Raw genomic sequence first — 25,020 nt, 5'->3', positions numbered from 1 at the left:
CCTGCGGGAGAGGGAGCCGCCAAAGGCGGCGGGAGGGTGAGGGTGTGTGGTGGCCTCACTCGACCATTCGCCGGATAAACCCCTCACCCCGGCCCTCTCCCGCAAGCGGGAGAGGGAGAAGGAAGAAGCAGATGCCCCTCTACCTCACCGACGACCAGGCCATGCTCCGCGACACCGCGAAGGACTTCGTCGCCGCCGAAGCCCCGGTAGCGCATATGCGCGCGCTTCGCGACGCCGACGACGCGACGGGATTCAGCCGCGATCTGTGGAAACAGTTCGCCGAGATGGGCTTCACCGGCATCCTCGTTCCGGAAAGTGATGGCGGCCTCGGACTCGGCCATGTCGAGGCAGGCGTGGTACTCGAGGAGATCGGCCGCAACCTCTCGCCCTCGCCCTTCCTCACCACCGCCGTCGCCGCGGTCGAGGCGCTCAAGGGCACCCCGCACGCCGCGCGCTGGTTCCCCGGCATCCTCGCCGGTGACACCGTGGCCGCGCTGGCGATCGACGAGCGCGCCAAGCATGACGGCCGCATCGCAATGCAGGCCGAGCGCGCCGGCAACGGCTTCCGCCTCACCGGCGCCAAGCAGTTCGTCGCGCACGGCCATGTCGCCGACCTGCTGCTCGTCGCCGCCGCGACCGAGCACGGCACTACGCTCTTCGCCGTCCCCACCGACGCCAAGGGCCTCACCGCCGAACCGCAGCGCCTCGCCGATGCCAGCCTCGCCGCGCGGCTGACATTCGACAGCGTCGAAGTCGATGCAGACGCCGTGGTCGGCGAAGTCGATCATGCCCCCCTGGCCCGCTTGCTCGCCGCGGGCCGCACCGGCGCTTCGGCCGAATTGCTCGGCGTCGGCGGCGGCGCGATGGACATGACCGTTTCCTATCTCAAGGAGCGCAAGCAGTTCGGCCAACTGATCGGCAGCTTCCAGGCGCTCCAGCACCGCGCCGCGCACCTCTACAGCGAAATGGAAGTCGCCCGCGCCGCCGTGCTCAAGGCGCAGCAACTGCTCGACGCCCGCGACGAACGCGCTGCCGACGCCGTCTCGGTCGCCAAGGCGATGGCCGGGCTTGCCACCACGCTGGCGGTGCAGGAAGGTATCCAGATGCACGGCGGCATCGGCATGACCGACGAATATGACATCGGGTTCTACATGAAGCGCGCCCGCGTCCTCGCCGAGCTGTTCGGCGACAGCAATTTCCACGCCGATGCGCTGGCGCAGGCGGCGGGATATTGATGCACTTCCCTCTTCCGCCGTCACCCCCGCGACAGCGGGGGCACATCTCGTGCGGAGGCAACGAGATACAACGGCTGTTTTGCGCGCGGCACGTTCTAGAGATGGGTCCCCGCTTTCGCGCGGATGACGCTTTTGGGGGAAATCATGCCTGAACCCACCCCCATCGAGCTCGTCGATCAACTCGCCCAGCTTCTCGACATCGAGCAGATCGATACCGATCTCTATCGCGGTCCCCGCCAGCCCGGCGGCGTCGGGCGGGTATTCGGCGGACAGGTCATCGCCCAGGCGCTTCAGGCGGCACAGCGTTCAGTGGAAGGCGAAAAGGTTGCCCATTCGCTCCACGCCTATTTCATGCGCCCCGGCGATGAGGATCACCCGATCATCTACCGTGTCGCGCGCGATTTCGACGGGCGCAGCTTCGCCAACCGTCGCGTCGTCGCGATGCAAAAGGGCCAGCCGATCCTCAACATGGCGCTGAGCTTCCAGGCGCCGGCGGACGGCCTGCACCACCAGTTCGACATACCTGCCGTGCCCGGCCCCGACGAGCTCGCTTCAGAGCGCGACCTGCGCGAGGCGATCCGCGACGAAGTGCCCGAGAAGTTCCGCCGCTTCTTCCTGCGCGCCCGCCCGATCGAGATCCGCCCGGTCAATCCGCGCAACTGGTTCAAGCCGGTCAAGAGCGAACCCGTGCAGAGCAGCTGGTTCCGCGTCGTTGCGCCTCTGCCCGACGATCTCGCGCTCCACCGTGCGATGCTCGCCTATGCCACAGACATGACCCTTCTCGGCACGTGCATGCTCCCCCACGGCGTCAGCTGGATGACCGGCGAGGTGCAGACCGCCAGCCTCGATCACGCGATCTGGCTGCACGAGCCGTTCCGCTTCGACGAATGGCTTCTCTACACTACCGACAGCCCCTGGTCCGGGCACAGTCGCGGCTTCAACCGCGGCCGCATCTACGCGCAGGATGGCCGGCTCGTCGCCAGCGTCGCACAGGAAGGGCTGGTGCGGCGCAAACGCGGCTCGGACTGACCCCGCTCAACCGCGATGGCGCGCCTCGGCCAGGTCGAGCTCGCGCGTCAGCTTTCGCGCCGTCTCGCTGCCGATATGCCGCGCCTTCGCCAGGCCCAGCAACGCCGCCCGCTCGGCCTTGACCCCCACCAGCCGGAAGTCGCGGACCAGCCGGTCTTCTGCCCGCGTCGCGTCGGATGGTCCCTGGCGCAGCCCCTCGATCCGCTCGCGATACAGGTCCATCACCCGCCCGCCTGCTGCCGCGTAGACATCGGCCTCGCCATGATCGACGGCCAGCGCGTGCTGGCGTTCCTCGATCGCGCGGATCGCCGCCTCGGCGGTGGCGACACGCGCCGCATTCTCTTCGGCCTGCTTCGAAGGCTCCGGCGGCATCGCCAGCCCGTGGAGCAGGATCGGTAGCCCGACGCTCGCGATCACCAGCGATACGATAATGACGCCCGCCGCCAGGAAGATCGCCAGGTCGCGTGCCGGAAAGGGCGTGCCGTCGTCCAGCGCCAGCGGCAGGGTCAGCACGCCCGCCAGCGTGATCGCGCCGCGCACCCCCGCCAGCGACATCGCCGCGATCAGCCGCCAGTCCGGGCTATGCACCGCCGCGCCGCGATTGCGCCGGCGCAGGATGGTCAACTTGAGTGATGCCCACACCCAAAGGAAGCGCAGCAGCGCCAGTCCGGCGACGATCGCGACGATATAGACCGCCAGCCACCATGGCTCGCTATGCCCGCTGAGCGCCACCGTGCGGCGCGCGCTTCCCAGGATCGCCGGCAATTGCTCGCCCAGCAGCACGAAGATGATGCCGTTCAGCGCGAACTGGATCGTGTCCCATACCGAATTGCGCCGCATCCGTGTCACCGCCATCGCCTGGCGCGAGATTTCCGCGAAGGTCATCGTCACGCCCGCGCTCACCGCGGCGAGGATGCCCGAGGCATGGACATGCTCGGCGAGCAGATAGGATCCGAAGGGGATCAGCAGGCTGACGAGGATCTGCGATCCGGTATCCTCGCCCCAGCGCCGCGTCACCCAGGCCTTGGCGCGCGTCACCGCCAGCGTCAGCCCGGCGCCGATCGTCAGACCCATGCCCGCCACCCACAGGAAGTTGAGCGCCGCGCCCCCCGCCGAGAAGGTCCCGGTCAGCGCCGCGGCGACGGCGAAGCGCAGGCAGACGAGGCCCGACGCATCGTTGAGCAGCGATTTGCCCTCGAGGATGTGCATCATCCGCTTGGGGATCGGCACGCGCGCCGCGATGGCGGAGACCGCGATCGGGTCGGTCGGCGAGACCACCGCGGCCAGCGCGAACGCCACGGCGAGCGGCATCGCCGGGATCATCCAGTGGATGAACAGCCCCATCCCGATCACCGTCATCAGCACCAGGCCGAGCGCCAGATCGACGACGGTCGAGACGTCCTTGAGGAGTTCGTCCTTGGGAATCCGCCATCCGTCGAGGAAGAGGAGCGGCGGCAGGAACAGCAGCAGGAACAGCTCGGGATCGAGATCGACGCGGTAATTGACCGAAAGCCCGATCACCGCGCCCAGCGCGATCTGCACCAGGGGCGTCGGCACCGAAAAGGGCAGCATGCGCGACACCGCGCCGCTGACGACGACCGCCAGCAGCAGGATCAGGACGATCGACACTGCCTCCAAATTTCCGCTCCCTGTCTTTCGGAAGCATCGCGTCTAACGGCTTGCAGTCGCCCGCTTCAACCCCGCATGGCCGATCGCGGTCAGAAAGCCGGCTTGCCGAATTCCTGGCGCGTCACCGGATGGCTGGTCGAAAGCCCGCCATCGACCACCCAGGCCTGGCCGTTGACATAGCTCGCCTCGTCGCTGGCGAGAAACAGGGCGACGCGGGCAATTTCTTCCGGAGCGCCTGCCCGGCGCAGCGGGTTGAGCCGCCCCAGCTTGTCTTCCTTGCCGTTTTCGCGGGCATAGTCGAAGGCGCGCTGGGTCATCCCCGTCTCGATCAGCCCGGGGCAGATCGCATTGACCCGCACGTTCGAGGTCGCAAGCTGCTGCGCCGCGCTCTGGACGAGGTTGATCACCCCCGCCTTGCTCGCCGAATAGGCCGGCCCGCCCGCGCCCGAGCGCAAGCCTGCAACGCTGGCGGTGCACAATATCGCCCCGCCCCCGGTTTCCTTGGCCCGCTCGACGATCTTCGGCCCGGCGTGCTTGATCGCCAGCGCCGGCCCGATCAGATTCACCCGCAGCACCTCGGTCCACAATTCGACGGTGGAATCGAAAATTCCTGATGCACCACCCGAAATCCCGGCATTGGCGAAAAAGACGTCCAGCCCGCCAAAGCGCGCGCAGGCCGTCGCCACCAGCCGCTCGACATCGCCTTCGTCACCCGCATCCATCCGCACCGCAAGCGCATCGTCCAGCCCCTCGATCGTGGCATGCACTGAATCGCTAAGATCCGCCGCGATCACCCGCGCGCCTTCGCTGGCAAACAGCCGTGCCGATGCGCGCCCGATCCCCGATCCCGCGCCGGTGACGATCACGACCTTGTCCTTGAACCGCATCAGATCGTCACCCCGCCGTCGATCACCATCGCCTGCCCCGTCATGAACGCGCTGGCGTCGCTCGCCAGATAGACCACAGCGCCGGCAATATCCTCAGGCTCGCCAATCCGGCGCAGCGGCGTTACCGAATTGGTCGCCGCGATCCGCGCAGGATCCTCCCACAGCGCCCGCGCGAAGTCGGTCTTCACCAGCCCCGGCGCGATGCAATTGACTCGCACCTTATCGGGCCCAAACTCGACCGCATAGTTGCGCGCGAGCTGGAAGTCCGCTGCCTTGGAGACGTTGTACGCCCCGATCACCGGAGAGCCACGCAAGCCGCCGATTGACGAGACGAGGATGATCGAGCCTTCGCGCCGCGCCCGCATCTCGGGCGCCACCATCTGGATCAGCCAGTGGCTGGAGAGGATGTTGTTGTCGAGGATCTTGCGAAACTGCTCGTCGTTGATGCCGTCGAGCGGCCCGTAATAGGGGTTCGACGCCGCGTTGCAGACGAGCACGTCGATCTGCCCGAACGCCGCCCGCGTCGCATCGACCAGCTGCTGCAGTGCCGCCTTGTCCGAAATGCTCGCCGCCACCGCCAGCGCGCTGCCCGCGCCGTGCCGCGCGTCGATCTCCGCCGCCACCGCATCGCACGCATCTTGGTTGCGGCTCGAGATTACCACCTTGGCGCCCTGGCCGGCAAGCGCCTCCGCCGCCGCCTTGCCGATGCCCTTGGTCGATCCGGTGACCACCGCCACCTTGCCGCTGAGGTCGAACATGCTCATGCCCCCGCTTTCTCCGCAAAACCCCATGCCGCCGCCACCAGTCCGGGCAACCGCTCCACCGTCTTCGCGGCCTGCGTGCTCGAGGCATTGCCGTCGAGCATCCGCTTCTTGATGCCCTGAACGATCCCCGCCAGGCGGAAGAGATTGTACGCGAAATACCAGTCGAGATCGGGCACCCCGTCGCGCCCCGTCGCCGCGCAATAGCGCGCCACCACCGCCTCGATCGTCGGGATGCCGGTCTCGGCCCCGGTCAGTCCCTGCACGCCCGATCTGCCCTCAGGCGCGGTGACCCAGCTCATCAGGAAATAGGAAAAGTCCGCCAGCGGATCGCCGAGCGTCGACAGCTCCCAGTCGAGCACCGCCTTCACCCGGGGCTCCCCGGCATCGAAGATCATATTGTCGATGCGGAAGTCGCCGTGCACGATACTCGTCCGCGTCTGCGCGGGCACGGTGCGCGGCAACCAGTCGATCAGCCGCTCGATCTCGGGCAGGTCGTCGGTCTGGCTCGCGCGATATTGCTTCGACCAGCGCGCCACCTGGCGCTCGAAATAATTGCCGGGCTTGCCGTAATCGCCCAAGCCCACTGCCTCGAGATCCACCGCGTGCAGCGCTGCCAGCGTATCGACGATCGCTTCATAGATTGCCGTCCGCTCGGCCGGGGCCTGGTCGGGCAGCGCGCCGTCCCAGAAGGTCCGCCCCTCGATCATCTCCATCACATAGAAGGGCGATCCGATCACCGCTGCATCCTCGCAAAGCCCATAGGGCCGCGCGACCGGAAAGCCCGACGGATGCAGCGCCGCGATCAGCCGATGCTCGCGCTCCACGGCATGCGCCGAGGGCAGGATCGGCCCGAACGGCTTGCGCCGCAGCACATAGGCGCCGCTCGCCGCATCGATGCGATAGGTCGGGTTGCTCTGTCCGCCGGCGAACTTCTCCACCGTGAACGGCCCGGCAAAGCCGACGACATTTCCCGCCAGCCATTCGCCGAGCCGCGCTTCGTCGAGGTCGCTCATGCGAATTCGATCACCGATCGCACGCTGTGCCCGTCGCGCAGCTTCGCCATCGCCGTGTTGACGTCCTCCAGCCGGATCCGCTCGGCGACCATCGTGTCGAGATCGAGCAGCCCGTCGAGATACATCCGCACCAGCCGCGGCATGTCGATCGGGAAGCGCGTGCTGCCCAGCAACGATCCCTGGATCTTCTTGCCGGTCAGGAAGGTCGGCCCCGGCAGGCTGACATTGCCTCCCGGCGCGATCATTCCCAGGATCGTCGCGGTGCCGCCGCGGCGCAGGATATTCCAGGCGAGCTCGGCGGTATTGGGCCGCCCCACCGCTTCGATCGCATAATGCACCCCGCCGCCGGTGCGCTTGAGCACGTCCTTGACCACGCCTTCCGCGCCCGGATCGAGCGTCTCGGTCGCGCCCAGCTGCATCGCCAGTGCGCGCTTCTCGGGCATCGGATCGATAGCCAGGATCTGGCCCGCGCCGGCGATCTTGGCGGCGTTGATCGCGGCAAGCCCGATCCCGCCCGCGCCGATCACCGCGACGCTCTCGCCGGGACGCACCCGGCTGTCGTTGAACACCGCGCCCGCCCCGGTGATCACTGCGCAGCCGAGCAAGGCCGCGCGGTCGAGCGGCATCGCCTTGTCGATCGCGACACACGCATTCTCGTGGACCAGCATCAGCTCGGCAAAGGCCGAGAGGTTTAGGAACGGGGCTAAAGGCGTCCCGTCGGCCAACCGCAGCCGCGGCTCGGCATCGGCCGGGCGCCGCGTCGAGGGATCGATGCACAAAGACGGCCGCCCGGTGATGCACATCTCGCAGCTACCGCAGAACACCGTGAAGAAGGTGATGACATGATCGCCCACCTTGAGATGCGCGACATCGCTGCCCACCGCCTCGATCACCCCGGCCGCCTCGTGCCCGGGCACGGTCGGCATCGGATGCGGGAACGCCCCGTCGACGAAGTGCAGGTCCGATCGGCACACCCCGCATGCCACGGTGCGGATCAGCACTTCGCGCGGCCCGGGCTTGTCGACCACGGCCTCGGCGATTTCCAGCGGCTTCCCCGCTTCGAACAGAACGGCTGCCTTCACCGGCTCACCCCCAGGTCGCCGCTCGAAACCCGATCCGCCTTATACGCTCCATATTTCCCGAACTCGGCCCGCGCGATCGCCCGGTTGTGGACCTCGTCCGGCCCGTCGGCGAAGCGCAGCGTCCGCACGCTCGCCCAATCATGCGCCAGGTCGAAATCGCCCGAGACGCCGCCGCCGCCATGCGCCTGGATCGCGTCGTCGAGGATCTGCAACGCCATGGTCGGCGCCTGCACCTTGATCATCGCGATCTCGAGCTGCGCGGCCTTGTTGCCGGCCTTGTCCATCATGTCCGCCGCCTTGAGACACAACAGCCGCGTCATCTCGATGTCGATCCGCGCGCGGGCGATCCGCTCCTCCCACACGCTGTGATCGGAAATCCGCTTGCCGAACGCCACCCGGCTCACCAGCCGCTTCGCCATCGCCGCGATCGCCTCCTCGGCCACCCCGATCGTGCGCATGCAGTGGTGAATCCGCCCCGGCCCCAGCCGCCCCTGCGCGATCTCGAACCCGCGGCCTTCGCCGAGCAGCACGTTCTCCACAGGCACGCGCACGTCCTCGAGCACCACTTCGCCGTGCCCGTGCGGGGCATGGTCATAGCCATAGACCGAGAGCATCCGCTCGATCTTCACCCCTGGCGCGTCGAGCGGCACCAGGATCTGGCTCTGCTGGGCGTGCCGCGCCGCATCGGGATTGGTCTTGCCCATCACGATCGCGATTCTGCAGCGCGGATCGCCCACGCCCGACGACCACCACTTCCGCCCGTTGATCACATAATGATCGCCATCCCGCACCATGCTGGTCTGGATATTGGTCGCGTCGGACGACGCCACCGCCGGCTCGGTCATCAGGAACGCCGACCGGATCTCGCCCTCCATCAGCGGCTTGAGCCAGCGGTCCTTCTGCGCGCGCGTGCCATAGCGATGGAACACTTCCATATTGCCCGTGTCGGGCGCCGAGCAGTTGAAGCATTCCGACGCCCAGCCCACCCGGCCCATCTCCTCGGCGCACAGCGCATATTCGAGGTTGGTCAGCTGGGTGCCCTGGAATTCGAAACTGTCGTCGACATGGGCCTGGCCCGAATGCGGCGGCATGAAGAAATTCCACAGCCCCGCCGCCTTGGCCTTGGCCTTGACCTCCTCGATCACCGGGATAACTTTCCAGCGCTCGCCGCTCTTGGACTGTTCGCGATACGCCCCGTCGCGCGGGCGGATCTCGGCGTCGACAAAGGCCTTCACTCGGTCGCGGAAATAGGTCTCGCGCTCGCTCAGCGTGAAGTCCATGGCGCTCTCTCCCGTATCGCTTTGCAACTGGCTTAGAGCGTACCGCATATTCGGTAAAGGGGTCCGCGCGCATCAAAATGAACACACGCCACGTTCAAAAAACGCTTTGGCTCGCCCGCGAATTCGCTAAGCTGGGCGGTGATGAATGCACCCGAGACCCTTGAGAGCGGCAGCGGCACCAAGCGCTTCCAGGCCAAGCGTGACGCGATCCTCGCCGCCGCGGCGGACGCGATCAACGAACAGAGCGCCAAGGGCATGACCTTTGCCGATGTCGCGCGCCGCGTCGGGCTCAACACCACTTCGGTCACCTATTATTTCAAGCGCAAGGAAGACCTTGCCGCCGCCGCCTTCGAACAGACGCTCGCCCGGATCGCGGCGATGCTCGACGATGCGCTGGGCGAGCCGACGCCCGAAGCGCGCGTGGCACGCTATCTCAACGCCAATCTCGAACGGCTCGCCCGCATCCGCCGCGGCGAGGAGCGCGATTTCGCGATCCTCTCCGATCTGCGCGCGATGGAAGAGCCGATGAAGAGCCAGCTGCTCGCCGGCTGGCGCGCCATCTTCCGCAAGACGCGCAGTCTCTGGGGCAGCGGCGCGACGCGCGCCGAGACCGATCTCCACGGCGCCCGCGCGCACGTCCTACTCGAAAACACCTTCTGGCTCACCGCCTGGCTGCCGCGCTACGAAGTCGACGAATATCCCCGCGTCGAGGCCCGGCTGATGGACGTGTTCCGCCACGGCATCGTCGGCCCCGGCCAGGCCTGGTCGCCCGATCTGCTCGATCTCGACCATGACGAGCCCGAGCCCGGCCGCGAGGCCTTTCTGCTCGCCGCCACCCGGCTGATCAACGAGCTCGGCTATCGCGGTGCCTCGGTCCAGAAGATCGCGTCCGAGCTCAACGTCACCAAGGGCAGCTTCTACCACCATCTCGATGCCAAGGACGATCTGGTGATCGCCTGCTACAAGCGCAGCTTCGACATCATCGCCGATGCCCAGCGCCTCGCCGAGAGTCACCAAGGCAGCCATTGGCAGCGGCTCGAAGGCACGATCGCCACGCTGCTCGACTATCAATTCTCCGAGCGCGGGCCCCTGCTGCGCACCACTGCACTCTCCGGCCTGCCGCCGCATGTCCGCTCGACGATGATCGATCGCTCGAACCGCATCGCCCGCCGCTTCGCCGGCATGCTGTCGGACGGCATCGCCGAAGGCTCTATCCGGGCGATCGATCCGCTGGTCGCCTCACAGGCGCTGATGGCGCTGCAGAACGCCGCGTTCGACATGCGCAAATGGGCCAGCACCATGCCGCGCGAAAAGGCCGTCGCCTTCTACGCCTCCACCCTCGCCTTCGGCCTGTTCGACGATCGCGTGCTGGCGGGCTGAACCGCGCGAGCAACAAGAACAAAGCTTGAACATCGCGAACGGCTTCCTATGTCGCACCCGCGACTTTCGCCCCGCTCTTTGCCATCGTCGAAACCAGCCCCGTCAACCGAGGCGGCGCGTCAGCGGCGCGCAGCCGGTGCATCGCGTCGCGGAACAGGCGCGTGAGTGGCGCGTGAGTGGCGCGTGAGTGGCGCGTGAGTGGCGCGTGAGTGGCGCGTGAGTGGCGCGTGAGTGGCGCGTGAGTGGCGCGTGAGTGGCGCGTGAGTGGCGCGTGAGTGGCGCGTGAGTGGCGCGTCGCGAAAACCGGAACCGTCATATCGATGCAATATCAGATACTTATATATTTACGCCCAGCGCAAAAACCCGGAATCGAGTCAAGAAGTCAATCAGGGGCGGAGGCTGCGTTGCCAGTCGTCAATCAGACGCCACCGCCCCAAACCAGCAGCGTGGGAAAGAGCGCGAACCCGAGCAAGCCAACCACAAACGGATATAGATCGTAGAACCAGCGCGTCCTACGTGCGACGATCGAGGAAACGATGAGCAAGGTTAACGCCATCGCGGGTAGCCCGGCATAGAGGACCAGTTGTCCCCAGGCCGGATAGCCGGAAACATGTCGCGCTTCGATTGCCAGAAGCCCGTCCATTCCAGACCAGAGCAGATAGGCCCAAGCCGCTAGGGCCAAGGTCATAGGTAAATCGGTCCAACGCATCGCTCACCGTGGCGCAACCGGCAGAAGGCCGCAACTATTGTCCGTGAGCGACCCCAGTCGACCTGGAGCGGGGCTCAAGCCCGATAAGGCTGTTGGCAAAACGCGCACTTGGCTACTCCCCGCAACCATGACTCTTGTGACCTTTCCCGGTCACAGCACCCCGATCGTGTGCAGCCACCGGTCCATCAATTCCGGCCAGCGGGTGATCGGCTGGTCGCTCGGCCGCAGGCCAAAGGCATGGCCGCCGCCGGCATAGATGTGCATCTCCACCGGCACCTTCACCGCCCGCAGCGCCAGGAAATAGCTGATCGAGTGCCGCACATCGTCCACCGGATCGTCCTGCGCCTGGACGAGGAAGGTGGGCGGCGCATCGGCCCGGATCGGGTCGAACGGATAGAGATCCACCCCGTGCTGCGCCCAGAGATGCCCCGGATACAGCGCCACCGCGAAATCGGGCCGGGCACTCAGCCGGTCGGCGGCATCGACCGGCGCATAGTTGCGCCCGGTCGCATTGCTGATCGCGCTGACCAGATGCCCGCCCGCCGAAAAGCCCAGCACGCCGATCTTGCGCGGATCGATCGCCAGTGCCGCCGCCCGCTGGCGGAGCAATCCCATCGCCCGCTCGGCATCCTGCAGCGCCATTTGCGGGCGCGGCGCGGTCTGCACGCCCTTGTGCCACCAGAACTGCGGCACCCGATATTTGAGGACGGCGCAACTGATCCCCCGCGCCGTCGCCCAGTCGCAGACCTCGCTGCCTTCCAGGTCGATCGCCAGCACCTGATAGCCGCCGCCGGGGAACACCAGGATCGTCGCGCCGGTGTTGCGCCCCTTGGCCGGATAGAAGGTCATCGTCGGCCGCGTGACATTCTCGATCATCGTCACCGGCTTTCCAGCGATCGGCCCACCGCCCGGCCGCACCTTTTCCGGCCCGGTCGTCTCGGGCCGCGCGATCGCCAGCCCGTCGGGCCAAAGCGCGATCTCGGTCGGCGGCGCGACCGTCGCCGGCTCGACCGCCGGTGCCGTTGGCCGCGGCGCGGCATGCGGTCCCGAAACCAGGGCGAGCAGCCCCAGCGCGGCGAACAGGCTATATTCCTTCATGGCATCCCCTCCAGCGATGCCGGATTGTGGGATGTGCGCCGCCCTCGGCACAAAGCATCAAATCTCTGCGGACCCCGTACCTTATCTCATGGCTCGGCGGCCCCCGAAAGAAACGGGCCCGCAGGTTGCCCTGCGAGCCCGTCCACCCTTCCCCCGGGATCAGAAGCGCGAGCGCAGCGTCACGCCATAGGTGCGCGGCTCGGAGAGATAGGCCGAGAAGATCTGCGATCCGCCCGGATAGCCCGCCGTCGGCGTCGTGCTCACCGCCTGGAACGGCGAGCTGAAGCCGACCTGCATATAATTGGTGTTGAGCAAATTCTGCCCCCACAGCTCGATCGCCCAGCTGCGGTCGTCGGCGCCGATGCCAATGCGGCCGTTGACGATCACATAGCCGTCCTGCTCCTTTTGCGGGAACAGGTCCGAGCCGGTGTTGTAATCGTCGGTCATGCGCGCATCGACATAGGCCAGCCCGCGCAGCTTGCCGCCGAGCGACGGCGTCCACGCCATCGAGCTGGTCACCACCCATTCGGGCGCGTTCGACATATTGTCGCCCGGCAGCAGCCGCAGCTGCGGGTCGAGCGGCGCACCGCTCTTCGAGCCGACGAGATTGTCGGCATAGCGGGTATCGGCATAGGTCACGCCGAAATTGGCAGTGAAGTCGCGCGACGGACGCAGCCCGAACTCGATCTCGACGCCCTTGGAGACCACGCCCGGCTTGATGTCGCCGGTGCACGCGCCGGTCGCCAGGCTGAGGTCGCGATCGGCCCCGCCCAGGTCGTTCGAGCAGCCATTGATGTTCTGGACGATATAGACCGTGCCGTTGAACGTGTTCAGCTGGAAGTTGCTGAACTCCTGGCGGAACGCCGCGACGTTGAGGTTGAAACCGGGCCGGGTGTATTTCAGCCCGATCTCATAGGCGTTGACCGTCTCCTCGTCGAACTGGAGCACGTCCTCGTAATAATCGGCATTGGCCGCGCTCACCGGGAAGATCGGCAGCGGCTGGGTCGCCAGCGGATTGCGGAAAGCCGAGCGGTCGAGATTATAGCCGCCAGACTTATAGCCGCGCGAATAGCTGCCATAGAGCAGCAGGTCGTCGGTCGGCTTGAACGAGAGCACCGCGGTCCCGGTGAACTTGTCCTCCTTGCGCTGGTCGTCGAGCGTGATCGCATTGAGGCCCGACGTCGTGTTGCCCTGGCAGGTCAGCGAGATCAGCCCTCCGGCCAGCGGCGCCAGCGCGGGGACTCCCATGAAAGGCAGCAGCGCCGCCTGTTGCGTCGGGCACACCGTATTGGTGTTGTTGAAGCCGGCGTTGAGCGTCTTGGTCTCGTTGGTGTAGCGCAGGCCCAGCGTCAGATCGACGCCCTTCACCACATGCACGATATTGTGCGTGAAGAACGCGAAGTTCTGGCTGGTCTGGTCGAAATCGGCGGTGTCGTCGCCTACGTCGCGCACGCCGTCGAGCCGGTTGAGCCCCGCGACCATCGCCGCGCCCGCCGCGCCGAGCGGGCCCGCCGGATTGCTCAGCACCGCAGTGCCGGTGGCGCTCAGGCAGCCGGTATTGCCCGGCGCGAAGAACGGGTTGAACGAGCCGAAGACGACGCGGCACGCGGCGAAGCGGCCATATTGCGATCCGAATTTGAGCTCCGAGGCGGTTTCGAGCTTCTCATGCGCGAAATAGCCGCCGACCAGCCAGTCGAGCTTGTCGCCGAGCGCCGTGCCGTGAAAGCGCAGTTCCTGGCTGAACGTCTTGAATTCGCGCCCGGTGCCGGGTCCGAAATAGAGGATGTCGGCCAGACCGTAATCGGCGTCTGCGGCCTGATAGAGGCTATAGTCGCGATAGGCGGTGACCGAAGTCATCTCGACCGCGCCGAGATTGAGATTTATCTCGGCCGAGACGCCCCAGTCCTTGGTGGTGCCGGCATAGCTGCGGTTCGGCGACACGGCGACGCGCCGCGAATAGGCGTCGCCCGCGGCGGGGAAATATTGCGCGAAGGTCGTGCCGGTGATCCCGGTCAGCACCCGCGCCACCGAGCTGGTCGGCGTGATCAGCCCGCGGTTCGCCGGTGCGACGTCCTCGGTGGCATAGACCGCGGCGCAGCAATCCTCCTTGCGGTGGCTGTAATCGGCGATCAGGCGGATCGACAGATCCGAGCTCGGCTGGAACAACGCCTGGCCGCGGACCAGGTAGCGATCGCGATTGTTGAAGTCGCGGCCGGTGTTGACGTCGTGGAGATAGCCGTCGCGCTTGGCGTAAAGTCCGTCGAGCCGCAGCGCGAGCTTGTCACTCACCGGGCCGGTGACCGCGCCCTGAAAGCGTAGATTGTTGTAATTGCCATAGGTGGCCTCGCCCATCCCGCCGAATTCGAATTCGGGGCCCTTGGTCACGATGTTGAGCAGTCCGGCCGAGGCGTTGCGCCCGAACAGCGTGCCCTGCGGGCCGCGCAGCACTTCGACGCGCTCGATCTCGCCAAGGTCGTTGAGGCCGAGGCCGGTGCGCGAGCGATAGACGCCGTCGATGAAGGTCGCCACCGAACTTTCGAGGCCCGGATTGTCGCCCACCGTGCCGACGCCGCGGATGCGCGCCGAGGCGTTCGCCTCGCTGCCCGTCGACGAGACCAGCAGCGAAGGCGCCACCTGGTTGAGCTGGCGGATGTCGGTCGCGCCGGTCAGCTCGAGCTGCTCGGAACTCACCGCGGAGATCGCCAGCGGCACGTCGGAGAGTATCTGGGCGCGACCCTGCGCCGTCACCACGATAACATCCGAGTCCTGATCGCTGTCGACGCTCTGGGGTTCGCTCGTACTAACCTGCGCGTCCTGGGCATGCGCGGGCGCTGCGAGCGCCACGATCAAGGCCGGAACTGCACAAGCCGACAAAAGGCGTAGCCGCATCATCCTCTCCTCTCCCACCGGGCCGGAGCGATCTATTGCGCTCCATACCCTATCCTCGAATTACATATGCTTCGTCGGTATCCGTCAAGCAGAACAAGCGTTGCAATACGGGACTGGCTCTGGAGTGTTGCGCAAATACCATGGCAGTGTGGCAATTGCTCCAAACCGAACCGATCTTCGAAATCGCGTGTAACGCTACGGAAACACGGGGGTCGCTGGCCTCTTCAATAGCCATTCAGCCGCGCAAACCGATCGCGATGCCAGGCGGCATTGCCCCACATCGCCTCCAGCACGCGCGCGCGCTTCAGATAAAAGCCCGCATCATGCTCGTCGGTCATCCCGATTCCACCATGGAGCTGGACCATTTCACGGCTGACTAGATGCAGCGTCTCGGTCGCGGTCGCTTTGGCCAGGCTGACTTCCTGGCTGACATCGGCTCGGCCTGAATCGATCGCCTCCAGCGCACCTTCGACCACCGATCGCATCAGTTCGATCTCGGTGAACATCTTCGCCATCCGGTGCTGCAGCGCCTGGAAGCTCGCCAGCACCTGACCGAACTGGACGCGCGTCTTGAGATAGTCGTTGGTCTGCGTGAACGCCGCCTCGGCCATGCCGAGCATCTCCGCCGCCAGCGCCGCCGCCGCCCGGTCGGTAACGCGGGTGCGCAGATCGTCGCCGCCGTCCGCCAGCTTCTCGGCAGGCGCAGCGTCGAAGCGCAATTCGGCATGGCTGCGCGCATCGACCAGAGTCCGTGGGCTGCGCGTCACGCCCTCTTCCCCGAGATGAGATACAGCCCATCGTCGGCCGCGACGACGATCAGCTGCGCACTGTCTCCCTCGGCGACGAACGCCTTGATGCCGGTCAGCCGCCCCTTCTCGACCGTGCTCGCGATCCGCGCGGGATCGAAGCGCGGCCCCTCGTCGAGCGCCAGCGCCGCGACCACCTCGCCCGCGGCGATCTTCGGCAGCCATTCGGCCTGCTGCGCCTGCGATCCGCCGAGCAGGATCGCGCTGGTCGCGGCAGCCGTCGCGGCAAGCGGCGTCGCGGTCAGCGTGCGGCCCAATTGCTCGAGCACAAGGCCGAGCGAGACATAGCCCATTCCGGCCCCGCCGTGCGCCTCGGGAACCACGATGCCCGCCCAGCCCATCTCGGCCTGCGCGCGCCACGTCGCGGCATCATAACCCGCCGCCGGCGCCGCATCGCGCACCTTGCGAAACGCGCTCACCGGCGCTTCGTTGTCCGCCCATTCGCGCGCCATGTCGCGCAGCATCGTCTGTTCTTCGGTCAGGATTGCCATTTTCCACCTCGTCATCCCCGCGAAAGCGGGGATCCATCTCGTGTCCTCTCACCCAGCCCCGCGGTCGGGAGAGGGGCCGCCGCTTGCGCGGGGGTGACGGAATTATTGATGATCCAGCATCCCCAGGATGCGCTTGGCGATCACGTTATTCTGGATTTCGGTCGAGCCGCCATAGATCGACACCGCCTTGCCGAAGAGCCAGGCGCGAACGTCCTTCAGCGCGCCCTCCTCAAAGCCCTCGCCTTCCCAGCCCAGCCCGGCCAGCCCGCGGATTTCGATCAGCAGTTCGGACCGCTCCTGCATGATCCGCGCGCCGACATTCTTCATGATCGACGTCGCCGCCGAAGGCCCTTCGTTCGACTTGGCTTCCAGCGACGCGCGCCGCAGTGTCAGCAGGAAGGCGCGCAAGTCCATCTCATGCCGCACGATCCGGCTGCGCAGATCGGCATCGGCGATCCGCCCCTCGGCATCGACGCCGACAAGCTTCTTGGCGATCTGCCCCAGCGGCGCCCCGCCGAACATCCGCCCCGCGGTCGATCCGCCGCCCGACAGGCTCGATCGCTCGTGCTGGAGCAGCCTCTTGCCGATCGTCCAGCCCTGCCCCTCTTCGCCGACGCGATTGGCCTTGGGGATTCTCACATCGGTAAAGAAGGTCTCGCAAAACGGGGAGGAGCCCGAGATCAACCGGATCGGCCGCACCTCGACGCCGGGCATATCCATGTCGCAAAGCAGGAAGGTGATGCCCTCATGCTTTTTAGTCTTGTCGGTGCGGACCAGCAGGAAGCATTTGTCCGCCCATTGCCCGCCCGAGGTCCAGGTTTTCTGGCCGTTGACGACATAATGGTCGCCGGCATCCTCGGCAAAGGTCTGCAGGCTGGCGAGATCCGATCCCGCGCCCGGCTCCGAATAGCCCTGGCACCAGCGCACTTCGCCGCGCGCGATCGCCGGGATGTGCTCGCGCTTCTGCGCCTCGCTGCCATATTCCAGCAGGGTCGGGCCGAACATCATCACGCCCATCCCGCCGATCGGGTTCCACGCCCCGATCCGCGCCATTTCCTCCTGCAATATGCGCGCCTCGGCGCGGCTGAGCCCGCCGCCGCCATATTCGCTGGGCCAGGTCGGCACGCCCCAACCCTTCGCCCCCATCGCCTCGCGCCAGGCACGCTCGTCGGCGCTTTCCGCATGCGGGCCCTCGACCGCCGACATTGCATTGTCCTTGCCCTTGAGCACCGCCGGAAAATTCGCGGCGAGCCAAGCGCGCGCTTCGTCGCGAAATGCCGCCAGCGAATCCGTCGGCGCTTCGATATCGGGTGCGGTAGCCATCATCCCCTCCTGTGCCTCATGCGCCTGTTTCGAAGATGCGGTATGGTGAAACGGGCGTCAAGCGCCGTTCTCGATGCTGGCGGCATACGCAAATGCACAAGGCTGAAGGATCGCTGTCCTACGCGCACCAGTTCTGCTATTGTTCCAAGCACGGGAAGAAAAGGCAAATAGGCCGAACAATAATATTACAGAGCCACGCAACGGAATTTCACGATTCGCATGCATTCTGCGACTCTAAGCCCGAAATTCCCAACACGACGCCGCAAATCAGGGGGTTAGCCGGATGCCGTTTCACCATCGAGCCGTCGCGATCGTGCTCACAGCCGTCCTTATCAACTCGATAGGCTTCGGAATCGTGCTTCCCGTGCTCCCCCGGCTCGTCACCCAGCTCGCCCATGTCGGCCTCGCCGAGGGGACTCGGATCGGCGGCTACATGCTCGCTGCCTATGCCCTCACCCAGTTCTTCGCCGGTCCGGTGCTCGGTACGCTGGGAGACGCGATCGGGCGACGCCGCGTGTTGCTGTTCTCCATGCTCGCCTTCGCGATCGATTATGCGCTGATGGCCGCCGCGCCGACGATCGGTTGGCTGTTCCTCGGCCGCATCGTCGCCGGGATCGCCGGCGCCTCTTACGGCCCCGCCAACGCGGTTCTCGCCGACGTCACGCCGCCCGAGAAGCGCGGCGCGACCTTCGGACTGATGGGGGCGGCCTTCGGCGTAGGCTTCGTGCTCGGACCTGCGATGGGGGGGCTGCTCGCCGGCTTCGGCACCCGCGCGCCGTTTATCGCCGCCGCGGTGCTCGCTGGGCTCAACGCGCTATGGATCCTCGTCGCGCTGCCCGAGACGATGCCGGCCGAGCGGCGGCGCGCGTTCCGCTGGGGCGACGCGCATGTCTTCGCGGCGTTCAAGCCGTTGCTTGAGGCAGGCAATGCCGGCTGGCTGCTTGCGGCCGCATTTCTCTGGCAGTTCGCCCATATGGTCTACCCCGCCACCTGGGCCTTTTGGGGCGAGCTGGCCCTGGGCTGGGACGCGAAGGCGATCGGCTGGTCGCTCGCCGCCTCCGGAATCGCGATGGCGCTGGTCCAGACGCTGGTCACCGGCAAGGCGATCGCGCGCTGGGGCGAGGAACGCACCGTCGTGCTCGGCATGCTCGCCGGCGCGCTGGTCTTCGCCGGCTATGTGTTCACGCGCCAGGGCTGGATCGTCTATCTGCTGATCCCGATCGGCGCGTTCCAGGCGCTGGCTTATCCGTCGATCAACGCCTTGCTTTCGCGGATGACGGACGCGCAGCACCAGGGCGCGCTCCAGGGCGGAATGGCGAGCCTCAACAGCGTCGCGCTGATCCTCGCGCCGCTGGTGCTCAGCCAGACGCTTGCCTATGGCGCCGAACGCGGCTTTCCCTCGGGCAATTTCGTGCTCGCCGCCGGGCTCGCCTTCGGCGCGTTGCTGATCGTCCTGCTTCGCGTCGTGCCGCGTGTCGGGGCCGCCAACGATCGGGTCGCAGAGCCCGTTGCGTAACAACGCCGCTGCCCCCATCTCGCGCGCCCAAGGCACCGGAGACTGACATGATCGAGCTCTATTACTGGCCCACCCCGAACGGCCACAAGATCACCCTCTTCCTCGAAGAGGCGGGGCTCGATTACGAGATCCACCCGGTCAACATCGGCGCCGGCGAGCAGTTCAAGCCCGATTTCCTCAAGTTCAGCCCAAACAATCGCATGCCTGCGATCATCGACCGCGCCCCCGCAGACGGCGGCGAGCCGATCAGTGTGTTCGAGAGCGGGGCGATCCTGCTCTATCTCGCGAACAAGACCGGCAAGTTCTTCGGCCCCGAACAGCGCGCCAAGATCGAGCAGAGCCAGTGGCTGATGTGGCAGATGGGCGGGCTGGGCCCGATGGCCGGGCAGAATGGCCATTTCAATGTCTATGCGCCCGAGAAAGTGCCTTATGCGATCGATCGCTACACCAACGAGACTAATCGTCTCTACGGCGTGCTCAACCGACAACTCGAAGGCCGCGAGTTCGTTGCAGGCGGCGCCTATTCTATCGCGGACATGGCGATCTATCCGTGGATCGTACCGCACGAGGCGCACAAGCAGGACCTCGCCGACTTTCCGAATATCCGGCGCTGGTTCGACGCGATCGCGTCACGTCCCGCGACGATTCGTGCGTACGAGAAGGGCGGCGAGGTCCGTTCCTACGCCGCGCCGATGACCGACGAGCAGCGCGCGGTGCTGTTCGGACAAACCGCGCGCACCGCCAAGGCCTGACGCTTTTCGAATTTCGCGTATGGCAATCGGGCCGGCGCTTCGGTAGCGTCCCTGTTCATGGGGGAACATCAAAGCGCCGGGGCGATGCTAGCAAGCGATTTCGCGAGCCTCGCCGATCTGATCCGAGCGCACGGGCGCGAACGCGCAGATAAGACGGCAATCGTCTGCGGCAAGGATTCGCTGACCTATGCCGAGCTCGATCGCGGCATGGATCGCGTGGCCGCCGCGCTCCAGCGCGATGGCGTGCAGCCCGGCGAGGCGGTGGCGATCCTCGGCGCCAATTCGCTGGCCTATGCCCTCGCTTTCCTGGGCATCCTGCGCGCCGGCTGCGTGGCCGCCCCGCTAGCCCCCTCGGCGACCCCCGCCCAGCTTGCCGCGATGGTGACCGATTGCGCCGCGCCCGTACTGTTTCATGACTCCGCCGGCCCAGCCATCGACACCACGTCCCGCAAAATCGCCTTGGATTCGCTCGACGCCTGGCTAGCGCCCGAGGATGCCGTAGCTGTTCACGCCGAGGTCGGACCCGACGATCCGTTCAACATTATCTACTCCTCCGGCACCACCGGCACGCCCAAGGGCATCATCCAGCCCCATGCCATGCGCTGGGTCCATATCGCCCGCGCACCCGCCGGCTTCGGCGAGGCGGTGACGATGGTCGCCACACCGCTCTATTCGAACACCACGCTCGTCAGCTTCCTCCCCACGCTCGGCTGGGGCGGCACCGTCGTGCTGCTCCCTCGCTTCGATGCGCGCGATTACTGCATACAAGCCGAAAAGCACCGCGCCACCGTGACGATGCTGGTCCCGGTTCAGTATCAGCGACTGATGGCGCTGCCCGATTTTGACGGCTTCGATCTCACCAGCTTCCAGCTCAAGACCTGCACCAGCGCGCCCTTCCCCGCCGCGCTCAAAGCCGAAGTCCTCGCCCGCTGGCCCGGACTGCTGGTCGAGTATTACGGCATGACCGAAGGCGGCGGCACCACGGTTCTCGTTTGCAACGCACACCCGGACAAGCTTCACACTGTCGGCAAGCCGATTGAGGGCCAGGACATTCGCCTGATTGACGATGACGGCCGCGAAGTGCCGCAGGGCGAAGTCGGCGAAGTCGTCGGCCGCTCGGGAGCGATGATGAGCGGCTACCACCGTCGCGACGAAGCGACCGACGCCGCGACCTGGTACGACGCGAAGGGTAATCGCTTCATCCGCCACGGCGATATCGGCCGCTTCGATGCAGACGGTTTCCTGACGCTGCTCGATCGCAAGAAGGATCTGATCATTTCGGGCGGCTTCAACATCTACCCATCCGACCTCGAGGCCGTGCTCGCCCAACATCCCGGCGTCGCCGACTGTGCCGTGGTGGGCATGCCATCCGAGCAATGGGGCGAGACTCCGTTCGGCTTCTACGTCGGCGACGGGGCATCCTGGGAAGTGCTCGCCTGGTTCAATTCGCAGGTTGGCAAGACCCAGCGCCTCGCGGCGCTCGAGCAGGTTGATGAACTCCCGCGCAATGCGATCGGCAAGGTGCTCAAGCGCGAACTCCGCGAGGCCTGGCTGGCCCGATGACGCCGATCGCCCAAATTCTCGCGGGGGCCGACCGCCAGGATCACGGCTTTAGCGCGACGATCCCCAGCGATTGGATGCAGGGACGCACGGCCTATGGCGGTCTCTCCGCTGCGCTCGCGCTCGACGCCGCGCTGGCCCTGGAGCCGGACCTTCCGCCGCTTCGCTCTGCCCAAGTCGCGTTCATCGGCCCGCTCGCGGGCCGCGTGACGGTCACGGCAACCAAGCTGCGGCGCGGACGCAATGCGGCGTTCCTCCAGTCCGATGTGACTTCCGAGAACGGCCTCGGCCTGCGGGCAACCTTCGTTTTCATGTCCGCGCTGCCGTCGCAGATCGCGCACGAGGCGGGCGAGCGCGCGCCGATCGCACCACCCCGTCCCGATGCTGAACTCTATACCGGTCCCGACACCTTCTTTACCGGCAATTTCAACTTCTTCGATTCCGGCGCAGCGCTAGCACCGGCCGAATGGCTGCGCTGGGCGCGGCTGCGGGATGCCGCCGGGCTTGGTCCGATGATCGAGCTGATGGCGATCGGCGACGGACTGCCACCCGCCGCCTTCAAGCTCGCCGCCGAGCGCGCGACGCCGCTCAGCTCGCTCAACTGGCAGATCAATTTCCTTGTGCCAACGCCCTCCACGCAAGACGGTTGGTGGCTGCTCCACGCCCGCGCCAACTCCGCGCGCGACGGCAATTCGAGCCAGCGCATGACGATCTGGAACGCTGCTGGCGACCCGATCGCCGAGGCGATGCAGAGCGTAGCCATATTTGGCTGAGGGTAAATCGTTCACATCGCGCGCCCAGGCCGAGACTTGCGACAAATTGCGACAACTTGTCCGTAGCGTGACAAATCCATGCGACACCCCGCCGCGATAACACCTGGACGCCGCGGCGCTCACCACCGCCGGCGACAGGAGTTTCGCAGATGAAGAAGACCTTTGTCGCTGCCCTGCTTGGAGCGACGCTGCTTACCGGCAGTGCCGTTGCCGCGCAGCCGAGCCCCCAAGACCGGCCGATGGGCGATCCGATGGCACGCGCGGATACCAATGGCGACGGCATAGTCACGCGCGAGGAAGCGTTGGCCGAAGCTGCGCAGCGCTTCGCCAGGATGGACGCCAATCGCGACGGCAAGATCAGCAAGGACGAACGCCCCGAGCCCACCGGCAGCCAGGGCGGCCGCTTTGGCGGGCGTATGCTAGAGCGTATGGATACCAATGGTGACGGCGTGATCACGCTCGACGAGCAGCGCGCTCAGGCGTCGCAGCGGTTCGACCGCCTCGACGCCAACCATGACGGCAAGCTCGACAAGGCCGAAATCGACGCGGCACGCGCCCGGATGGGGCGCATGTCCGGCGGCCGCGGTCCGGGAGGCGACGCCCCCCGCCCCCTCCGGCCGACGGAGACTAAGGCCGCCGGAACCTCGCCCGGGCCGTCCCCCTCCTCGTCGGCCCGGGCACTTCCTTCCGCCGCTGGAGTTGTTACGGTCGCATCATGTCCGAAATCCCCCACCTCCTCCTTGTCGACGACGAACGCTCGATCCGCGAGCCGCTCGCACAATACCTGACCAAACAAGGATTTCGCGTGACGCAGGCGGGCGATGCCGAGGGGGCGCGTGCTCGCATGGCTGCCTATGCGATCGACCTCGTCATCCTCGACATCATGATGCCCGGCGAGGACGGCCTCAGCCTCTGCCGCCATATCCGCGAGACCAGCGAGACGCCGGTAATCCTGCTCACCGCGCGCAGCGAGGAGACCGACCGGATTGTCGGGCTGGAGATGGGCGCGGACGATTATGTGGTGAAGCCCTTCTCCCCCGCGAGCTCGCGGCGCGGATCAAGGTGATTCTCCGCCGCGTCGCCGCTGGCGGCGCCAAGCAGCATGCGCCCGAGACCGGCAGCTTCGCCTTTGCCGGCTGGGTGCTGCGAACCGGCGAACGCGCGCTGGTCGATCGCGAAGGCGTGTCGGTGCCGCTGTCGACCGGCGAATACAACCTCTTGTACGCGCTGGTCACCCGCCCGCGCCAGGTGCTCACCCGCGATCAGTTGCTCGATCTGACCCAGGGCCGCGAGGCTGCGGCGTTCGATCGTGCGATCGACAACCAGATCAGCCGGCTGCGCAAGAAGATCGAGCCCGATGCCAAGAGCCCGGCGATCATCAAGACGGTATGGGGCGGCGGCTACACGCTCGCTGCCGAGGTCACGCGCCTTTGATGCGCCGCTTCCTGCCGAAATCACTTGCCGGCCAGATCGCGCTGCTGGTCGCAGTCGCGCTGTTCGTGGCGCAGGCGATCAACTTCGGATTGCTGCTACGCGCACGCCAAGGTGCCCGATTCGCGCAGATCATCGTGCCGGCAACGACGCGGCTGATCGACGCAAGCGAGCGGCTTAACAACCCCAACGCGCTCGCCGACAAGCGCCCGAAGCATGTTCTAGACGGGAGGATGCGCGTCGAAGTCACGCCAGCTAACCCGATCCCCGCAGAACTCGATCGGCGATCCGACATCGAGGAGGATCTTCGCCAGGGCCTAACCGACGCCGGCGTCAAGGTCGGCGATATCGTCGCGGTGACGCGGCCGATCGTCGATCATCGCCCTCTGCTCAAGCGGATGAGCCCTGGCCGCGCCGAGCGGCTGCGCCGCGCCGGTGCCGAGCTGATGATCGCCGCGCAGATCCCGGGAAAAGGCTGGCTGTCGCTCAGCAGCGGCTGGCCACGTTCGGAGCGTGGATTGATCTGGCAACTCGTCGCACAAACGCTGATCCTCTACATCGTCGTGCTCATCCCGGTGCTCTTCGCCGGCCGCCGGATCGCACGCCCGTTGCACTCGCTCGCCGTCTCCGCGCGCGGCTTCCGCCCCGGCGACGGTGCGGCGCCCGTTGAGGAACAGGGGCCCAGCGACATCCGCGCCGTGATCACCGCCTATAACGCGCTCCGCCTGCGCGTGACGGCGATGCTCGACGAGAAGGACCGCATGCTCGGCGCGATCGGGCATGATCTACGCACTCCGCTCGCCGCGCTGCGCGTGCGGATCGAATTGGTCGAGGATGACGACGATCGCAACCGCATGGCCGACACGATCGACGAGATGAACCGTACGCTCGACGATATCCTGAGCCTCGCCCGGCTCGGGCGCCCGAGCGAGCCGCCGACCGATGTCGATCTCTCGGCGCTGATCGATGCCGTGGTCGAGGATTTCCGCGACCTGGGCAACGACGTGACCTTCGAGGAGGCGCCGCGTCTCAAGATGCATCTGCGCCCCTCGCTGATGCGCCGCGCGGTGCGCAACCTGCTGGAGAACGCCGTCAAATATGGCGGCGGTGCCGAGGTCGCCCTACGCTCTACGCCCGGGCAGGTCGCGATCGAAGTCGCCGATCGCGGGCCCGGCATCCCGCCAGAAAAGATCGCTGCGGTGTTCGATCCGTTCACGCGGCTCGAGACTTCGCGCAACCGAGAGACGGGCGGCATTGGGCTCGGCCTCGCGCTGGCCCGCGCGATCGTCAACGATGCCGGCGGCACGATCACGCTCGCCAATCGCGACTCCGGTGGCCTTTTGGCAACGATCACGCTGCCGCGGACCTGATCG

The 25,020-nt window shown here is 66.6% G+C and carries 19 protein-coding genes and 2 pseudogenes; 10 read left to right on the top strand and 11 right to left on the bottom strand.

All coding sequences use genetic code 11. The features are described from left to right. Positions 1-131: 131 nt before the first annotated feature. Positions 132-1,235, top strand: a complete 1,104-nt coding sequence (locus AB2M62_RS07080; protein ID WP_404338856.1) for an acyl-CoA dehydrogenase family protein — start codon at positions 132-134, stop codon at positions 1,233-1,235. 144 nt (positions 1,236-1,379) lie between these two features. Beyond that, complete coding sequence (locus AB2M62_RS07075) at positions 1,380-2,264, top strand: acyl-CoA thioesterase (protein WP_404338854.1); 885 nt, start codon at positions 1,380-1,382, stop codon at positions 2,262-2,264. A gap of 6 nt (positions 2,265-2,270) precedes the next feature. Here AB2M62_RS07075 and AB2M62_RS07070 read toward each other — a convergent pair whose 3' ends face one another. From AB2M62_RS07070 to AB2M62_RS07045, 6 genes are all read right to left on the bottom strand, one after another. Beyond that, positions 2,271-3,902 (bottom strand): Na+/H+ antiporter, encoded by a 1,632-nt coding sequence (locus AB2M62_RS07070; protein ID WP_404338852.1) that lies wholly within the window; start codon positions 3,900-3,902, stop codon positions 2,271-2,273. A gap of 80 nt (positions 3,903-3,982) precedes the next feature. Beyond that, positions 3,983-4,780 carry an SDR family NAD(P)-dependent oxidoreductase gene (locus tag AB2M62_RS07065; RefSeq protein WP_404338850.1) on the bottom strand — a complete coding sequence of 266 codons (798 nt, stop codon included), beginning with the start codon at positions 4,778-4,780 and terminating at the stop codon, positions 3,983-3,985. Then, complete coding sequence (locus tag AB2M62_RS07060) at positions 4,780-5,544, bottom strand: SDR family NAD(P)-dependent oxidoreductase (RefSeq protein ID WP_404338848.1); 765 nt, start codon at positions 5,542-5,544, stop codon at positions 4,780-4,782. Before AB2M62_RS07060 ends, AB2M62_RS07065 begins: the two co-directional genes overlap by 1 nt. Then, positions 5,541-6,557 carry a phosphotransferase family protein gene (locus AB2M62_RS07055; RefSeq protein ID WP_404338846.1) on the bottom strand — a complete coding sequence of 339 codons (1,017 nt, stop codon included), beginning with the start codon at positions 6,555-6,557 and terminating at the stop codon, positions 5,541-5,543. The genes AB2M62_RS07060 and AB2M62_RS07055 overlap by 4 nt, the downstream gene beginning before the upstream one ends. After that, positions 6,554-7,639, bottom strand: a complete 1,086-nt coding sequence (locus AB2M62_RS07050; protein WP_404338844.1) for a Zn-dependent alcohol dehydrogenase — start codon at positions 7,637-7,639, stop codon at positions 6,554-6,556. The genes AB2M62_RS07055 and AB2M62_RS07050 overlap by 4 nt, the downstream gene beginning before the upstream one ends. Beyond that, complete coding sequence (locus AB2M62_RS07045) at positions 7,636-8,919, bottom strand: acyl-CoA dehydrogenase family protein (protein WP_404338842.1); 1,284 nt, start codon at positions 8,917-8,919, stop codon at positions 7,636-7,638. The genes AB2M62_RS07050 and AB2M62_RS07045 overlap by 4 nt, the downstream gene beginning before the upstream one ends. 141 nt (positions 8,920-9,060) lie before the next feature. Between AB2M62_RS07045 and AB2M62_RS07040 the strand changes: the two genes are divergently transcribed. After that, positions 9,061-10,299 (top strand): TetR/AcrR family transcriptional regulator, encoded by a 1,239-nt coding sequence (locus tag AB2M62_RS07040; RefSeq protein WP_404338840.1) that lies wholly within the window; start codon positions 9,061-9,063, stop codon positions 10,297-10,299. Between the two features lie 418 nt (positions 10,300-10,717). Here the strand turns inward: AB2M62_RS07040 and AB2M62_RS07035 are convergent, their stop codons facing one another. From AB2M62_RS07035 to AB2M62_RS07015, 5 genes and pseudogenes are all read right to left on the bottom strand, one after another. Then, the gene (locus AB2M62_RS07035) at positions 10,718-10,987 is read right to left on the bottom strand and encodes a hypothetical protein (RefSeq protein WP_404338838.1); all 270 of its coding nucleotides are present in this window, start codon (positions 10,985-10,987) and stop codon (positions 10,718-10,720) included. A gap of 171 nt (positions 10,988-11,158) precedes the next feature. Beyond that, complete coding sequence (locus tag AB2M62_RS07030; RefSeq protein WP_404338836.1) at positions 11,159-12,106, bottom strand: alpha/beta hydrolase; 948 nt, start codon at positions 12,104-12,106, stop codon at positions 11,159-11,161. A 159-nt stretch (positions 12,107-12,265) separates the two neighbouring features. Then, positions 12,266-14,998 (bottom strand): TonB-dependent receptor, encoded by a 2,733-nt coding sequence (locus tag AB2M62_RS07025; protein WP_404338834.1) that lies wholly within the window; start codon positions 14,996-14,998, stop codon positions 12,266-12,268. 221 nt (positions 14,999-15,219) lie between these two features. Further along, a pseudogene (locus tag AB2M62_RS07020) lies at positions 15,220-16,292 on the bottom strand (acyl-CoA dehydrogenase family protein). A gap of 102 nt (positions 16,293-16,394) precedes the next feature. Further along, positions 16,395-17,615: an acyl-CoA dehydrogenase family protein gene (locus AB2M62_RS07015; protein ID WP_404338832.1), complete on the bottom strand. Its 1,221-nt coding sequence runs from the start codon at positions 17,613-17,615 to the stop codon at positions 16,395-16,397. 283 nt (positions 17,616-17,898) lie between these two features. On the opposite strand from AB2M62_RS07015, the gene AB2M62_RS07010 reads away from it, so the two are divergent. The 7 genes and pseudogenes from AB2M62_RS07010 to AB2M62_RS06980 all read left to right on the top strand — a co-directional run bounded on the left by AB2M62_RS07010 (position 17,899) and on the right by AB2M62_RS06980 (position 25,017). Beyond that, on the top strand, positions 17,899-19,131 hold the full coding sequence (locus tag AB2M62_RS07010) for an MFS transporter (protein WP_404338830.1): 1,233 nt from the start codon (positions 17,899-17,901) through the stop codon (positions 19,129-19,131). 47 nt (positions 19,132-19,178) lie between these two features. Next, positions 19,179-19,883 (top strand): glutathione binding-like protein, encoded by a 705-nt coding sequence (locus AB2M62_RS07005; RefSeq protein WP_404338828.1) that lies wholly within the window; start codon positions 19,179-19,181, stop codon positions 19,881-19,883. A gap of 84 nt (positions 19,884-19,967) precedes the next feature. Further along, a complete protein-coding gene (locus tag AB2M62_RS07000; RefSeq protein ID WP_404338826.1) occupies positions 19,968-21,446 on the top strand; it encodes a class I adenylate-forming enzyme family protein in 1,479 nt (492 codons plus the stop codon). Continuing rightward, entirely contained in the window at positions 21,443-22,216 is a 774-nt protein-coding gene (locus AB2M62_RS06995) for a thioesterase family protein (RefSeq protein ID WP_404338824.1), read from the top strand. Before AB2M62_RS07000 ends, AB2M62_RS06995 begins: the two co-directional genes overlap by 4 nt. Positions 22,217-22,365: 149 nt before the next feature. After that, the gene (locus AB2M62_RS06990; protein ID WP_404338822.1) at positions 22,366-23,004 is read left to right on the top strand and encodes an EF-hand domain-containing protein; all 639 of its coding nucleotides are present in this window, start codon (positions 22,366-22,368) and stop codon (positions 23,002-23,004) included. Further along, positions 22,932-23,650: pseudogene (locus AB2M62_RS06985) on the top strand (response regulator). The gene AB2M62_RS06990 and the pseudogene AB2M62_RS06985 overlap by 73 nt, the downstream one beginning before the upstream one ends. After that, positions 23,650-25,017, top strand: a complete 1,368-nt coding sequence (locus AB2M62_RS06980) for a sensor histidine kinase (RefSeq protein ID WP_404338820.1) — start codon at positions 23,650-23,652, stop codon at positions 25,015-25,017. Before AB2M62_RS06985 ends, AB2M62_RS06980 begins: the two are co-directional and overlap by 1 nt. Positions 25,018-25,020 lie beyond the last annotated feature (3 nt).

It is taken from the genome of Sphingomonas sp. MMS12-HWE2-04 (genome assembly GCF_044881185.1).
Lineage (GTDB): Bacteria > Pseudomonadota > Alphaproteobacteria > Sphingomonadales > Sphingomonadaceae > Sphingomonas.
This window is presented reverse-complemented; position numbering and strand designations above follow the sequence as displayed.

Bases quoted from the DNA above. Each gene is read 5' to 3' on its own strand.
- AB2M62_RS07060 (WP_404338848.1), bottom strand. From the start codon at position 5,544: ATGAGCATGTTCGACCTCAGCGGCAAGGTGGCGGTGGTCACCGGATCG.
- AB2M62_RS07045 (WP_404338842.1), bottom strand. From the start codon at position 8,919: ATGGACTTCACGCTGAGCGAGCGCGAGACCTATTTCCGCGACCGAGTG.
- AB2M62_RS06980 (WP_404338820.1), top strand. From the start codon at position 23,650: ATGCGCCGCTTCCTGCCGAAATCACTTGCCGGCCAGATCGCGCTGCTG.
- AB2M62_RS07010 (WP_404338830.1), top strand. From the start codon at position 17,899: ATGCCGTTTCACCATCGAGCCGTCGCGATCGTGCTCACAGCCGTCCTT.
- AB2M62_RS07040 (WP_404338840.1), top strand. From the start codon at position 9,061: ATGAATGCACCCGAGACCCTTGAGAGCGGCAGCGGCACCAAGCGCTTC.
- AB2M62_RS06990 (WP_404338822.1), top strand. From the start codon at position 22,366: ATGAAGAAGACCTTTGTCGCTGCCCTGCTTGGAGCGACGCTGCTTACC.
- AB2M62_RS07030 (WP_404338836.1), bottom strand. From the start codon at position 12,106: ATGAAGGAATATAGCCTGTTCGCCGCGCTGGGGCTGCTCGCCCTGGTT.
- AB2M62_RS07055 (WP_404338846.1), bottom strand. From the start codon at position 6,557: ATGAGCGACCTCGACGAAGCGCGGCTCGGCGAATGGCTGGCGGGAAAT.
- AB2M62_RS07000 (WP_404338826.1), top strand. From the start codon at position 19,968: ATGCTAGCAAGCGATTTCGCGAGCCTCGCCGATCTGATCCGAGCGCAC.
- AB2M62_RS07065 (WP_404338850.1), bottom strand. From the start codon at position 4,780: ATGCGGTTCAAGGACAAGGTCGTGATCGTCACCGGCGCGGGATCGGGG.
- AB2M62_RS07025 (WP_404338834.1), bottom strand. From the start codon at position 14,998: ATGATGCGGCTACGCCTTTTGTCGGCTTGTGCAGTTCCGGCCTTGATC.
- AB2M62_RS06995 (WP_404338824.1), top strand. From the start codon at position 21,443: ATGACGCCGATCGCCCAAATTCTCGCGGGGGCCGACCGCCAGGATCAC.
- AB2M62_RS07005 (WP_404338828.1), top strand. From the start codon at position 19,179: ATGATCGAGCTCTATTACTGGCCCACCCCGAACGGCCACAAGATCACC.
- AB2M62_RS07080 (WP_404338856.1), top strand. From the start codon at position 132: ATGCCCCTCTACCTCACCGACGACCAGGCCATGCTCCGCGACACCGCG.
- AB2M62_RS07075 (WP_404338854.1), top strand. From the start codon at position 1,380: ATGCCTGAACCCACCCCCATCGAGCTCGTCGATCAACTCGCCCAGCTT.
- AB2M62_RS07015 (WP_404338832.1), bottom strand. From the start codon at position 17,615: ATGGCTACCGCACCCGATATCGAAGCGCCGACGGATTCGCTGGCGGCA.
- AB2M62_RS07035 (WP_404338838.1), bottom strand. From the start codon at position 10,987: ATGACCTTGGCCCTAGCGGCTTGGGCCTATCTGCTCTGGTCTGGAATG.